Annotated in this window: 11 protein-coding genes and 1 tRNA gene; 10 read left to right on the top strand and 2 right to left on the bottom strand. The window is 67.6% G+C overall.

Features of this window, described 5'->3' with window-relative positions:
• Positions 1 to 104: 104 nt before the first annotated feature.
• A complete protein-coding gene (locus ABD088_RS14050) occupies positions 105 to 2003 on the top strand; it encodes an AMP-binding protein (RefSeq protein WP_343902581.1) in 1899 nt (632 codons plus the stop codon).
• A gap of 12 nt (positions 2004 to 2015) precedes the next feature.
• On the opposite strand, the gene ABD088_RS14045 is transcribed toward ABD088_RS14050, so the two are convergent.
• Both ABD088_RS14045 and ABD088_RS14040 read right to left on the bottom strand, forming a co-directional pair.
• Positions 2016 to 2717: a response regulator gene (locus ABD088_RS14045; RefSeq protein ID WP_343902580.1), complete on the bottom strand. Its 702-nt coding sequence runs from the start codon at positions 2715 to 2717 to the stop codon at positions 2016 to 2018.
• Positions 2707 to 4440, bottom strand: coding sequence for an ATP-binding protein (locus tag ABD088_RS14040; protein WP_343902579.1), 1734 nt, complete (start codon positions 4438 to 4440; stop codon positions 2707 to 2709). Before ABD088_RS14040 ends, ABD088_RS14045 begins: the two co-directional genes overlap by 11 nt.
• Positions 4441 to 4578: 138 nt before the next feature.
• On the opposite strand from ABD088_RS14040, the gene ABD088_RS14035 reads away from it, so the two are divergent.
• From ABD088_RS14035 to ABD088_RS13995, 9 genes are all read left to right on the top strand, one after another.
• Positions 4579 to 5943: a cation:dicarboxylate symporter family transporter gene (locus tag ABD088_RS14035; RefSeq protein WP_343902578.1), complete on the top strand. Its 1365-nt coding sequence runs from the start codon at positions 4579 to 4581 to the stop codon at positions 5941 to 5943.
• Positions 5944 to 6164: 221 nt separating this feature from the next.
• The gene (locus ABD088_RS14030) at positions 6165 to 7061 is read left to right on the top strand and encodes a ParA family protein (RefSeq protein ID WP_343902577.1); all 897 of its coding nucleotides are present in this window, start codon (positions 6165 to 6167) and stop codon (positions 7059 to 7061) included.
• Complete coding sequence (locus ABD088_RS14025) at positions 7061 to 7963, top strand: segregation and condensation protein A (protein ID WP_343902576.1); 903 nt, start codon at positions 7061 to 7063, stop codon at positions 7961 to 7963. Before ABD088_RS14030 ends, ABD088_RS14025 begins: the two co-directional genes overlap by 1 nt.
• Complete coding sequence (scpB, locus tag ABD088_RS14020; RefSeq protein WP_343902575.1) at positions 7960 to 8547, top strand: SMC-Scp complex subunit ScpB; 588 nt, start codon at positions 7960 to 7962, stop codon at positions 8545 to 8547. The genes ABD088_RS14025 and scpB overlap by 4 nt, the downstream gene beginning before the upstream one ends.
• 33 nt (positions 8548 to 8580) lie before the next feature.
• Positions 8581 to 9612, top strand: coding sequence for a pseudouridine synthase (locus ABD088_RS14015; RefSeq protein WP_343902574.1), 1032 nt, complete (start codon positions 8581 to 8583; stop codon positions 9610 to 9612).
• Between the two features lie 3 nt (positions 9613 to 9615).
• Positions 9616 to 10719 carry a prephenate dehydrogenase gene (locus tag ABD088_RS14010; RefSeq protein ID WP_343902573.1) on the top strand — a complete coding sequence of 368 codons (1104 nt, stop codon included), beginning with the start codon at positions 9616 to 9618 and terminating at the stop codon, positions 10717 to 10719.
• Entirely contained in the window at positions 10720 to 11391 is a 672-nt protein-coding gene (gene cmk / locus ABD088_RS14005; RefSeq protein WP_343902572.1) for a (d)CMP kinase, read from the top strand.
• An 80-nt stretch (positions 11392 to 11471) separates the two neighbouring features.
• A complete protein-coding gene (gene der / locus ABD088_RS14000) occupies positions 11472 to 13010 on the top strand; it encodes a ribosome biogenesis GTPase Der (RefSeq protein WP_343902571.1) in 1539 nt (512 codons plus the stop codon).
• Between the two features lie 83 nt (positions 13011 to 13093).
• A tRNA-Pro gene (locus ABD088_RS13995) sits at positions 13094 to 13167 on the top strand.
• Positions 13168 to 13380 lie beyond the last annotated feature (213 nt).

Here is a 13380-nt window from a genome sequence, read left to right as displayed (position 1 = left end):
GGGTTTTGCTGCCAGAAGTCAGATTTGTGTATACAAAGGGCTTGAGGGGCTGTGAGGTAGACCATAGAGTGGGCCTGTACTTGCCCGACGATGTGGGAGTTGCCATGACCATGGATTACCGAGAAACCTATGCTGCCAGCACCGAGGACCCCGCGGCATTCTGGCTCGAAGCCGCCCGCCTGGTGGACTGGAATACGGCACCGACCCACGGAATCGACGACTCCCGGGCCCCGCTCTACGGCTGGTATCCCGATGGGCGGCTCAATCTCACGGTCAACGCCCTGGACCGCCACGTCGCCGCCGGGCGCGGGGACCAGGCGGCACTCATCTACGATTCGGCGGTGCTCGGTACCACGCGCAGCTACAGCTATGCCGAACTGCTGGATGAGGTCTCCCGCTTCGCCGGCGTCCTGCGTGGCCTCGGGATCGAGACGGGGGACCGGGTCATCCTGTACCTGCCGATGATCCCGCAGGCAGTCATCGCCATGCTGGCGTGCGCCAGGATCGGGGCGGTGCACTCGGTGGTCTTCGGTGGGTTCGCCGCCAAGGAGCTGGCGGCACGCATCAACGACTGCCGTCCGCAGGCGATCATCACGTCCACCGGCGGCATCGAGCCGGCGCGGCGCGTGGAGTACCTTCCGGCAGTAGCCGAAGCGGTGGCGACCGCCGCGCACCGAGTGGACACCGTCGTCGTGCATCATCGCGAGGGTTTCCAACATGATCGTGCGGAGTTCGGCGGGACGCCCGCAGGATGGCACGACTGGGACGAACTGGCTGCCGGGGCCGAACCGGCCGATGCCGTCGACCTGGCCGCGGGGGACCCGCTGTACGTGCTCTACACCTCCGGGACGACCGGTGCGCCGAAGGGTGTGGTCCGCGACACCGGGGGCTACACGGTGGCCATGGCCTGGTCGATGCGCAACATCTATGGGATCGAGGCCGGGGACACCATGTTCACCGCCTCCGATGTCGGGTGGGTCGTGGGGCATTCCTACATCGTCTACGGACCGCTGATCGCCGGAGCCACCACCGTGCTCTACGAGGGCAAACCGGTGGGCACCCCCGACGCCGGTGCGTTCTGGCGCGTCCTGGCCGAGCACGACGTCGATGTCATGTTCACCGCCCCGACGGCTTTGCGCGCCATCCGCAAGGCCGACCCCGAGGCCGGATTGCTCGCGGACCATGACACCTCTGCGTTGCGGGCACTCTTCGTGGCCGGGGAGCGGTTGGACCCCGATACCTTCGACTGGGCCGGCCGGGTGCTCGGGGTGCCGGTGGTGGACAACTGGTGGCAGACCGAGACCGGGTGGCCGATCGCGGCCAATCCACTGGGACTGGAGGCCCTGCCGATCAAGGCGGGGTCCCCGACGGTCCCGGTGCCGGGCTACCACACGAGGATCCTCGATGCCCTCGGCGAGCCGGTGGGTGCGGGGGAGGAGGGCAACATCGTGCTGGAGCTTCCGCTGCCGCCCGGTGCGCTGCGCACCCTGTGGGGCAACGACGAACGCTACCGCACCGCCTACCTCGAGCAGTTCCCGGGCTTCTACGCGACCGGGGACTCCGGCTACCTGGACGAGGAGGGCTACCTCTTCGTCATGGGCCGCACCGATGACGTGATCAACGTGGCCGGACACCGGCTCTCCACCGGGGCCATCGAACAGGTGCTGGGATCCCATGCAGCGGTGGCCGAATGTGCGGTGATCGGGGTGGCCGATGAACTCAAGGGGCAGCGGGCGTGCGGCTTCGTGGTGTTGAAATCCGGGGTGGACACCAGCGAGGAACAGCTGGCCGCGGAGCTGGTGGCGCTGGTCCGTGAGCGTATCGGCCCGGTGGCCGATTTCCGCCAGGTCCGCGTCGTGGAGGCCCTGCCGAAGACCCGCTCGGGCAAGATCCTGCGCAAGACCATGCGCCAGATCGCCGACGGCAAGGCCTATTCCGTGCCCTCGACCATCGAGGACCCGGCAGTCATCGACGCGCTGCTGCCGTTCCTGCGCGTCTCCTGAACCCCGGCGGGGCTACCTCCAGCGGTATTCGTACTCCGGCCGCCCCGGCGTTCCGTGCCGGGGCGTCTTGAGCGCCTGGTCCAGACCGGCGAGGTACTCCAGGTAGCGACGGGCCGTCACCCGGGAGAGCTCCAGCCGCTCGGCGACCTCGGTCGCGGACAGCGCCCCGTCGGTGGACTGCAGCTCGTGGGAGATGGCCGCCAGTGTCTCCTCGAGGAGGCCCTTGGGCAGCCGGGTCGGCCCCACGGTCCGCAGGGCTGCCAGTGCGCTGTCGATCGATGCCTGCGTCGCCGTCCCGCCGTCGTCGGAGAGGTTCAGCCGGAACCTGCGGTGGTTCTCCAGCTTCTCGCGGAAGACGGCGAACGTGAACGGCTTGATCAGGTATTGGGTGACCCCGGCGGACAGCGCGGTCTTGACCACATACAGGTCCCGGACCGCGGTGATGGCCATGATGTCCACGGGGTGGCCGCGGCCGCGGATCCGCCGGGCGACGTCCAGGCCGTGCAGATCGGTCAGGTTCATGTCCAGCAGCACCAGGTCCACCGGGGCGTCACCGCCCGCGGCCTCCTCGAGCCGGGCGAGGGCCTCATGGCCGGTGAGCACCACGGAGTCGACCACGTAGCCGGGGACGCGGCGCACGTAATCAGCGTGGGCCGCGGCGGTGAGGGGCTCGTCGTCGACGATCAGCACACGCAGGTCGCGCTCAGCGGCCATCGAGGGCTCCTCCGGGTTCACGGCTGCCCGGCGGCTGGGGCAGCAGGGGCAAGGTGACGGTGAAGATCGCCCCGCCGTCTGATTCAACGTCGAGCGTACCGTTCAACCGGGCCACGGCCTGCCGCACCAGGGCCAGGCCGAGTCCCCTCCCACCCGGGGAGGATCCGGAGGCCTTGGAGGAACCCCCGAGCCGGAAGATCTCCTCCAGGTGTTCGGTGTCCACCCCGGGACCCGAATCGGCGACGGAGATGATCAGCTGGCCATCCGCCGCGGAGAAATCCGCCCACACACTGCGCAGCTCGGAACTCGCGGCGGCGTCGAACGCGTTGTCCAGCAGGTTCCCGGTCACCGTGACCAGGTCCCGGGCATCCAGCGAACCGGGCGGCAACTCGCCATTGGCCGTCATCGTCAGCCGGATCCCCCGTTCGTGCGCCTGGGCTGCCTTGCCGATCATCAGCGCCGTCAAAAACGGCTCGTCGATGGACTGCACGAACTCATCGGTGAGCCGTTGCGATTCCTGGCGGTCCTGGACCGCGAAGTCCAGTGCCTCGCGTTCCCGACCGAGTTCGATCATCGTGGCCACGGTGTGCAGCCGGTTGGCGTGCTCGTGCGTCTGGGCGCGCAGGGCCTCGGAGAGCGTCTTCATGGACTCCAGTTCCCCGGTCAACGCCTGCAATTCGGTGTGGTCGCGCAGGGTCGCCACCGACCCCAGGGAACGAGCCGTGGCGCGGGCCGACCCCGCGCCGCGACGCAATGACGGTGCCCAGCGGAACGGGAAACGGGCGGTGGGCCCGGTGTCCGGTTGGGCAGCCCGCTGTTGGCTGATCACCAGGATGCGGTCCCGGGTCAGGTGGATCTCATCGGCTGCCCTGCGGCCGGAGGCGAAGAGGTCGGCGACGCTCTCCGGCAGGCCCAGGGAGGTGACCGGTGCGGGCTTCAGGGCGCCGGCCGGCGGGAGCCCCAACAGGTCCGCTGCCTGGTCGTTGTAGAGCACCAAGCGGCCCTTGTCATCGACCAGCACCAGGCCTTCACGCAGTGAGTGCAACGCCGAATCGTAGTAGGCGAAGAGGCTGCGCAGTTCCTCCGGACCGTAGCCGAGCGTGACCCGGCGCAGGTAGCGGCTGAGCAACCAGGCCCCGATGCCCCCGAGGGCGACGGCGGCCAGCGCGACCCAGAGGATCGCCGGCAGGGCTGCTGCCTGGGTCAGGGACAGGGTCTGGAGGGTGACGCCGACGGCGACCATGGCGATGACCCGGCCATCGCCGTCGAACACCGGCGTGATGGCCCGCACCGAGGGGCCCAACGTGCCGATGTACTCCTCGATCTGGCTCTGCCCGTGCAGGGCCTGGTCGATGCTGCCGATGTAGGGCTTGCCGAGCTGTTCGGCGTTGGGGTGGGTGAAGCGGGTCCGGTCCGGGGCCATGATGGTCACGAAGTCCACGTGGGCCATGGCATTGACCTTCAGTGCGTAGGGCTGTAGCCGGCTGGCCGGGTCGGGGGAGGAGACGGCGGAGGCGACAAAGGGATCATTGGCCAGGGTCTCGGCGATGCTGAGCACCCGGTCCGCCGTGGCCTCATGGGCCCTGGCCTGTGAGGTGGCGTAGCTGGTCGCGCTCAACGCTGCGGTGACCAGGGCAACGAGCAGGAGCTGGACGAGGAACAGCCGGGTCGCCAGCGAATACGTGCCCCGCGGCGCCGTCGCCGGATGTGCCGTCGCTGCCATGCAGGTCCTCCTCGGATTCCAACGTCCAGTTTCCCACGCCGGGGCCCGGTGTGAACAATATGAACGCAAGCGTGAGCGTGGTCACGTCCGGGTCCACCATGGGGTGGAAGCAGAACCTGAACACCACAAGGAGTCGGCATGGCAACGAGGCCTGGAGAACACGAACCCGCATTGGGCGGTACGACGGCGGCAACCCCGCCGCAGCGCAAGAAGGACAAGACCCACTGGTTGTACATCATGGTCATCGTCGCCGTCGTGCTCGGCGCGGCGATCGGCCTGATCTTCCCCGAGGTCGGCAAATCGCTCAAACCGCTGGGAACGGCGTTCGTCGCCTTGATCAAGATGATCATCGCCCCGGTGATCTTCTGCACCATCGTCCTGGGCGTCGGCTCCGTGGCCCGTGCAGCGACCGTCGGCAAGGTCGGCGGCCTGGCGCTGGCGTACTTCATCACGATGTCCACCTTCGCGCTGGCCATCGGCCTGGCCGTGGGCAACCTGATCCACCCCGGTGCGGGCCTGCACCTGCAGCCCTACAAGGCGGCAGCAGGCGGCAGTGACGGCAGCATGGTCGAGTTCCTGATGAGCCTGATCCCCGGTGACATCCCGGTGCTGCCCACCCTGGTCCTGGCGTTGCTGGTCGGGTTCGCGCTGCAGTCCATGGGCAAGGCCGGCGAGCCGGTCCTGCACGGGATCCAGAACATCCAGGCAGTGGTCTTCAAGTTGATGATGATGATCATGTGGGCCGCCCCCATCGGTGCCTTCGGCGCCATCGCAGCAGTCGTGGGCGCCACCGGTTGGGCCGCCATCGGATCCATGGCCATCCTCATGGGTGCCTTCTACCTGACCTGCGCACTGTTCATCGTGATCATCCTGGGCGGCATCCTCAAGGCGGTCACCGGCCTGAACATCTTCTCGCTGCTGAAGTACCTGGCCCGCGAGTACCTGTTGATCTTCTCGACGTCGTCCTCCGAATCGGCGCTGCCGCGCCTGATCGCCAAGATGGAGCACGCCGGGGTCTCCAAGCCCGTCGTCGGCATCACGGTGCCGACCGGCTACTCCTTCAACCTCGATGGCACCGCCATCTACCTGACCATGGCGTCGCTGTTCGTCTCCACCGCCATGGGCATGCCGATGAACCTCGGCGAGCAGATCTCGCTGCTGGTCTTCATGATCATCGCCTCCAAGGGCGCCGCCGGCGTCACCGGCGCCGGTCTGGCGACCCTGGCCGCGGGCCTGCAGTCCCACCGTCCCGAACTGCTCGATGGCATGGGAGTGATCGTGGGCATCGACAAGTTCATGTCCGAGGCCCGTGCGCTGACCAACTTCACGGGCAACGCCGTCGCCACCTTGCTGATCGGCAAGTGGACCCACGAGATCGACATGGAACAGACCCGGGCCGTGCTCTCCGGCCAGCGCCCGTTCGACGAGCTCTCGCTGGAACCGGATGCGCACGCTGCGCCGGTGGCCCCCGAGGCCCCGTCCGCCCCGGCACAGGTCCACTAGCACCACCGGGCCCCAGACCTCGGCCACCTTCCCCGCCCGGGGAGGTGGCCGACGTCGTTCCCGGGGACCCCGGAGGGTGGCGACCCGCCAACCCTCGAGTTCAGCTTCAAGGTAAAGGCTCGCCGCCAGCCGACGGACCTCCGACATGAGGGGCCCCGGCGGCGATAGCCTTGAAGCCAGGCAGTGAGATACAAGCAACGAACGGAAGCGTGGTTCATACCGTGAGCGAGGAAAAGGGTTCGAGGACTCGTACGGCCGGATTGCTGAAAGAGCCACCGGCCCTCGGGCCGACCGGTCGACCCCTGACGGTCTTCCCCGAGCCGCCGGCCTTGGAAGGCCACGGTCCGGCGCGCGTCATCGCCATGGTGAACCAGAAGGGCGGGGTGGGCAAGACCACCTCCACCATCAACCTGGCCGCGGCGCTCGCCGAATACGGCCGCAAGGTCCTGCTGGTCGATTTCGATCCGCAGGGTGCTCTGAGCGCCGGTTTCGGAACCAACCCGCATGAACTGGACATCACCGTCTACAACGTGCTGATGGAACGCAAGACGAGCATCCACGATGCGATCCTGCAGACCGAGATCGAGAACATCGACCTGCTGCCGGCCAACATCGACCTGTCCGCTGCCGAGGTGCAGCTGGTCAACGAGGTGGCCCGCGAACAGGTGCTCGAGCGGGCCCTGCGCAAGGTCTCCGACGACTACGACGTCATTCTCATCGACTGCCAGCCGTCCCTGGGGCTGCTGACCGTCAACGCGCTGACTGCCGCCCACGGCGTCATCATCCCGCTGACCGCCGAGTTCTTCGCGCTGCGGGCCGTGGCCCTGCTGGTGGAGACCATCGACAAGGTCCAGGACCGCCTGAACCCCTCCCTGCAGGTCGACGGCGTGCTGGCCACCATGTACGACGCCCGCACCCTGCACTCCCGCGAGGTCATCGGACGGCTCATCGAGGCGTTCGGGGACCAGGTCTTCGAAACCGTCATCAAGCGCACCATCAAGTTCGCCGACGCGAACGTGGCCGCCGAGCCGATCACCAGCTATGCGAGCAACCACCCGGGAGCCGAGTCCTACAGGATGCTGGCCCGCGAACTCATCAGCCGCGGCGGCGCCCCGTAATGACAGCGGCGGGCCGGGCGGACACCGTGTCGCCGTCCGCCGCACCGGAAGCGGAGACGGCACCGGGGTTCGCCGTGGCCCTGGAGAACTTCTCCGGGCCGTTCGACGTGCTGCTGAACCTCATCGGCAAGCACCAGCTGGACATCACCGAGGTCGCGCTGGCCCGCGTGACCGACGAGTTCATCGCCTACCTGCGGGGGTTGCGTGAGCGGGGTGGCGAGCGCGCCCTGGAGGAGACGACGTCGTTCCTGGTGGTGGCCTCCACCCTCCTGGACCTGAAAGCGGCACGGCTGCTGCCCACCGGAGAAGTCGAATCCGACGAGGACATCGCCTTGCTGGAGGCGCGGGACCTGCTCTTCGCCCGGCTGCTGCAGTACCGGGCGTTCAAGGCCATGGCCGGTCAGCTCTCCGAGCGGCTGGCCGAGGAAGCGGACAGCCACCCGCGGCAGGTTGCGCTGGAACCTGGATTCGCGGCGCTGCTGCCCGAGCTGGTGTTCACCACGACGCCCGGGCAATTGGCGGCCCTGGCCCGCAAGGCCATGGAACCGCGACCGGCCGAACCCACCGAGGTCGGTGTCGCGCACCTGCATGCCCCGGCCGTCAGCGTGCGGGAGCAGGCCGACGTCATGGCCGAACGCCTCGTCACCGAGGGGCCCATCACCTTTTCCGAGCTCGTCGCCGACGCGGGCCAGACAATGGTCGTGATCGCCCGGTTCCTGGCCTTGCTGGAGATGTTCCGGGACAAATACATTGGATTCGAGCAGGACGGGCCGCTCGGCGAGCTGCTGGTGGCATGGAACGACGACGCCGGCCCCTGGCAGAGTGGACAGGTTGCCGGGGAATACACCGGATCCATCGAACCGGCTGCCGACGGAATCGAACGCCAGGAGGAGAGCGCATGAGCCACGACGACGATGCCACCGCCGGGCAGGACGAATGGCCCGGTGGCCCCCGGGCAGCCATCGAAGCGGTGCTGATGGTCGCGGATGAACCCGTCACCATCGGCCGCTTGGCCGAGGTCCTCGAACTCGATCCGGTGGTGGTCCGCGAACTGTTGGAGGACCTGCAAGGGGACTACGCGACGAACCACGGTTTCGAGCTGCGGGAGCTGGCCGGAGGCTGGCGGGTCTACTCCAAACGTGACTTTGCTCCCGTTGTCTCCCGCTTTGTCCTGGACGGCGCGACGGCCCGGCTGTCCCAGGCGGCACTGGAGACCCTGGCCGTCATTGCCTACCGCCAACCCGTCTCCCGCGCCCGGATCGCGGCGATCCGCGGGGTCAACGTAGACTCCGTGGTGCGCACCTTGACAATGCGCGGGCTCGTCGCCGAAGAGGGCACGGATCCGCAGTCGGGGGCGATGCTGTATCGGACCACCCCATATTTTCTGGAAAGATTGGGGATAGACAGCGTGGCGGACCTTCCGCAGCTCGCTCCCCACCTGCCCGGGCTGGACGACCTCGACCAATACGACGACGTCCCGTTCTAGGCCACCACACCCAGCAGTAACGAAGGAATCGACATGACCCAGGGATCCAATTCAGGCGCAGGCCGCGGCAACCAGCGCCGGTCAACGCCCGGCCAGGGTGCCGGACGCGGCGCCGCCGGGGGCAAACCCGGTACCGGTGGCCGCCAGCAAGGTGGCAAGTCGGGGGGCAGCTTCGGTGCCAAGAAGCAGGGCTCGGGCAAGAACGCCCAGCAGGGCGGCGCACCGCGCGGACCGCAGGCCTTCGGCGGGGAGCGCTTTGGCCGCAACCTCGGGCCGGTGAAGAAGAACCGTCCGACCGCCTCGAAGCGACCTGCGCCGCGTCCCGATGCCGACCAGGACCAGGACGGGGTGCGCCTGCAGAAGGTGCTCGCCAATGCCGGTGTGGCCTCCCGTCGCGTCAGCGAGGAGATGATCACCGCTGGCCGTGTCGAGGTCAACGGCGAGATCGTCACCGAACTCGGCATCCGCGTGGACCCGGCCACCTCGAGCATCCACGTGGACGGCATGCGCATCCAGCTCAACGAGACGATGCGCTACTACGTCTTCAACAAGCCCCGCGGTGTGGTCTCCACCATGGAGGACCCCGAGGGCCGTCCGTGCATTTCGGATTACCTGCGCAAGAAGAACGAACGCCTCTTCCACGTCGGGCGACTCGACGTGAACACCGAGGGCCTGCTGCTGCTCACCAATGACGGTGAACTGGCCAACCGCTTGACCCACCCCTCCTATGAGGTCCCCAAGACCTACCTGGTCCAGGTCCCCGGGCCGATGGCACATGGCGTCGGCGCCCAGATGAAAGAGGGCATCGCCCTCGAGGACGGCATGGCCAAGGTCGACTCGTTCAAGCTCGTCGATTCGACCCCCGGCAAGGTCCTGGTCGAGGTCATCCTGCACTCCGGCCGCAATCGCATCGTCCGCCGGCTCTTCGACGCCGTGGGCCACCCGGTCAAGCGACTCGTCCGCGTGCAGATGGGCCCCATCAAGCTCGGCGACCAGAAGCAGGGCACCATCCGCCAGCTGGGCCACCACGAGATCGGCCACCTGCTGTCCAACGTGGGCATGTAGCCGGTGGCAGCCACTCATCTCACCGGCCCGGTGCTGGTCATCGGCACCGGGCTGCTCGGCGCCAGCGTCGGATTGGGCCTGAGCCGGCTCGGACTGCCGGTGTGGTTGTCCGACACCTCGCCGACAGCGCAACAGGTCGCCCAGGACATCGGCGCCGGCACCATCTACGCGGAGGGGACCTCACCGGAACCGGCCCTCGTCGTGGTCGCCTCGCCGCCGGATGTCACCGCCGCAGTGGTGTCGCGCGCCCTGCGCGACCACCCCTTGGCAACTGTCGTGGACATCGCCAGCGTGAAGACCTCGATCCTGCGGGGCCTGCAGGCCGACCCCGAACTGGGACCTGCCGAACTGTCCCGCTACGTGGGCACTCACCCGATGGCCGGACGCGAGAAATCCGGGCCGGCGGCAGCCCGCGGGGAACTGTTCACCGCCATGCCCTGGGTCATCTGCGCCCACCCCGGTTCCGCCGAGGACAGCGTGCGTCTTGCCGGGTCGCTGGCCATCGACCTCGGAGCCACGGTGCACCGGTTGGACGCCGGCGAGCACGACGCCGCGGTCGCCCTCGTGTCGCACTTCCCCCAGATCGCCTCGTCGTTGCTGGCCTCGCGGTTGCTCAATGCGCCCGCCCACGCCCTGGGCCTGGCGGGTAATGGCCTCCGGGACACCACACGCATCGCCGCCTCGGACCCCCGGCTCTGGATCCAGATCCTCAGTCACAATGCCCCCGAACTGGTGGGCATCCTGCACGGTCTGCGCGAGGACCTGAACCGGTTGATCGCCACGTTGGAGAATCCCTCCGGCCCCGGGGCCCTGTTGGACCTCGCCGAACTCATGGGCGAGGGAAATGCAGGGCAGGCGCGCATTCCGGGAAAGCACGGTGCCCCGCCGCAGGCCTTCGCCGTGGTCACGGTCATCGTGGACGACAAGCCCGGACAGATTGCCCAGCTGCTCGTGGACGTCGCGACTGCCGGGGTGAACCTCGAGGACCTGCGGATGGAACATTCATCGGGCCACAAGGTCGGGATGGTCGAATTGTCAGTATTGCCGGGGCGCAGCCAGGAATTGATGGAAGCCCTGACAGAACGCTCATGGAAGGTAGTGCAGTAAGTGGAGAATCTTGTGGTGGCCATCGACGGCCCGTCCGGTAGCGGCAAGTCCTCGGTATCGAAGGAAGTAGCCCGCCGACTCGGCGTCGCCTATCTCGACACCGGTGCCATGTACCGGGCGCTGACCTTTGCCTGCGTTGACGCGCAGCTCGATCTCACCGACACGGCGGCCGTGACGGCCGCCGTGAAGGAAGCCCGCGTGGAGATCGGCACCGACCCCGACCACGAAAAGGTCATGGTCAACGGCGCCGACGTCACCGCGGAGATCCGCAAGCCCTCCGTCTCCGAGGCAGTGTCCGCGGTGGCGGTCATCCTCGACGTGCGCGCCGAACTGATCCGTCGTCAACAGGAGATCATCGCCGACCACCCGGCGGGCATCGTCGCCGAGGGCCGCGACATCACCACCGTCGTCGCCCCGGAGGCCCCGGCACGGATTCTGCTCACGGCCCGTGAGGAGGTCCGCATGGCCCGCCGTGGTCTGCAGCTTGGGGGAACCCAGACGAGCGAGGACCTGCAGCGCCAGGTCGTCGCCCGGGATGCCAAGGACTCGACGGTCACCAGCTTCACGACTGCCGCGGACGGCGTGGTCACCGTTGATTCCTCGGACCTGGACTTCGAGCAGACGGTCCAGGCCGTTCTCTCCGTGGTGGAGGCCGCCGGAAAACCGGCCTGAGAGCCAGCCGTTCGACGGCATGCAAAAATGGTAAGTGCTCCCGCGTACGGCGGGAGCGGCGAACAAAGGAATCCCTGAACATGACCGATCACGCCGCCGTCCCCGGCGACGGAGACGAATACGTCCCCTCGGGAGAGGACCACGTCGCCGAAAGACTGAGCCAGATCACCGATGAGGAGGCCGACCAACGCGCGGCTTCCCTGCGCGAGGGCCTGGCCGAATACGAACTCGACGATGAGGACACCCGGCTCCTCTCGCATGTCGACGATGACGATTTCGAGGACGAAGATGACCGGGTCCCGCCCGTCGTCGCCATCATCGGACGGCCCAATGTCGGCAAGTCGACCTTGGTGAACCGCATCATCGGCCGCCGCGAGGCCGTCGTCGAGGACGTCCCCGGGGTTACCCGGGACCGCGTGACCTACAGCGCCGAGTGGAGCGGGCGCGACTTCACGCTCGTGGATACCGGTGGCTGGGAACACGACGCCAAGGGCATCCACGCACGTGTGGCCGAGCAGGCCGAAATTGCCGCTGACCTGGCTGACGCCGTCATCTTCGTCGTCGATTCGGCTGTCGGGGCCACGGCCACCGACGAGCTCGTCGTGAAGATGCTCCGCCGGCAGAAGAAACCGGTATTCCTCGTGGCCAACAAGGTCGACGGCGAAGCCCAGGAAGCTGACGCTGCCTCCCTGTGGAGCCTGGGGTTCGGGCAGCCGTACCCGGTTTCCGCACTCCACGGCCGCGGCACCGCCGACCTGCTGGATGACCTGTTGGATAAACTGCCGGCCTACTCGGCTTTCGGCGGGCTGATTCCCCGTGGCGGTCCGCGTCGCGTCGCCCTCATCGGTCGTCCGAACGTCGGAAAGTCCTCCCTGTTGAACAAGTTGGCCGGTAGTGAACGAGTTGTCGTGGACAACACCGCCGGCACAACCCGCGATCCCGTGGACGAGCTCGTGGAGCTCGGCGGCCGTACTTGGCGTTTCGTCGACACCGCAGGCATTCGCCGTCGTCAGCACATGGCGCAGGGGTCCGACTACTACGCCTCCCTGCGCACGCAGTCCGCTCTCGAAAAGGCAGAGGTCGCCGTCGTGCTCCTGGCGGTGGACGAGGTGCTCAGCGAACAGGATGTGCGCATCCTGCAGACGAGCATCGACTCGGGCCGGGCACTCGTGCTGGCCTTCAACAAGTGGGATCTGCTCGACGACGAACGCCGTCGCTACCTGGAACGTGAAATCGACCAGGACCTGGCCCACGTGGCGTGGGCGCCGCGCGTGAACATGTCGGCGGCCACCGGTTGGCACAAGGAGAAGCTGGTACCCGCACTGGACCTGGCCCTGGAATCCTGGGACCGGCGCATCCCCACGGGCAAGCTCAACGCCTTCCTGGGCGAGCTGGTCGCGGCCCACCCGCACCCGGTCCGTGGTGGTAAGCAGCCGCGCATCCTGTTCGGCACCCAGGCGTCTTCGCGTCCTCCGCGTTTCGTGCTCTTCACCACGGGTTTCCTGGACCCCGGATACCGCCGTTTCATCACCCGACGCCTGCGGGAGACCTTCAGCTTCACCGGGACGCCCCTCGAGGTCAGCATGCGCGTCCGTGAGAAGCGTGGGCGGTCAAGGTAGCTCCAAAAATGCGGTAGAGTAGCTGAGGAGCTTTTCGCAGACGGCACCCTTCCTCACGGAGGGGATAACGTCTGCGGAACCGCCGGGCTATGGCGCAGCTTGGTAGCGCGCCTGACTGGGGGTCAGGAGGCCGTGGGTTCGAATCCCGCTAGCCCGACCGGCGACAAGGGGTCCTGCCAGAACGGAATACCGTTCAGGCAGGGCCCCTTCTCCATGCTCCGGGCCGTCATCTGGGTACCGGTTGCGGGGGAGTTGGAGGACCGGCTTGCATGCAGGGATAACCGGTAGGCTAGGCTGGATAAAACACAAAGTCGGCGTGCCATTTAGACGAGAGTCCAGGCCGCCGGTACCGGCCATGCACCATTCCAGG

This window comes from Arthrobacter rhombi (genome assembly GCF_039526245.1).
Classification (GTDB): domain Bacteria; phylum Actinomycetota; class Actinomycetes; order Actinomycetales; family Micrococcaceae; genus Arthrobacter_H; species Arthrobacter_H rhombi.
The sequence above is the reverse complement of the archived record's forward strand: the minus strand, read 5'-3'. Positions and strand labels throughout refer to the sequence as shown.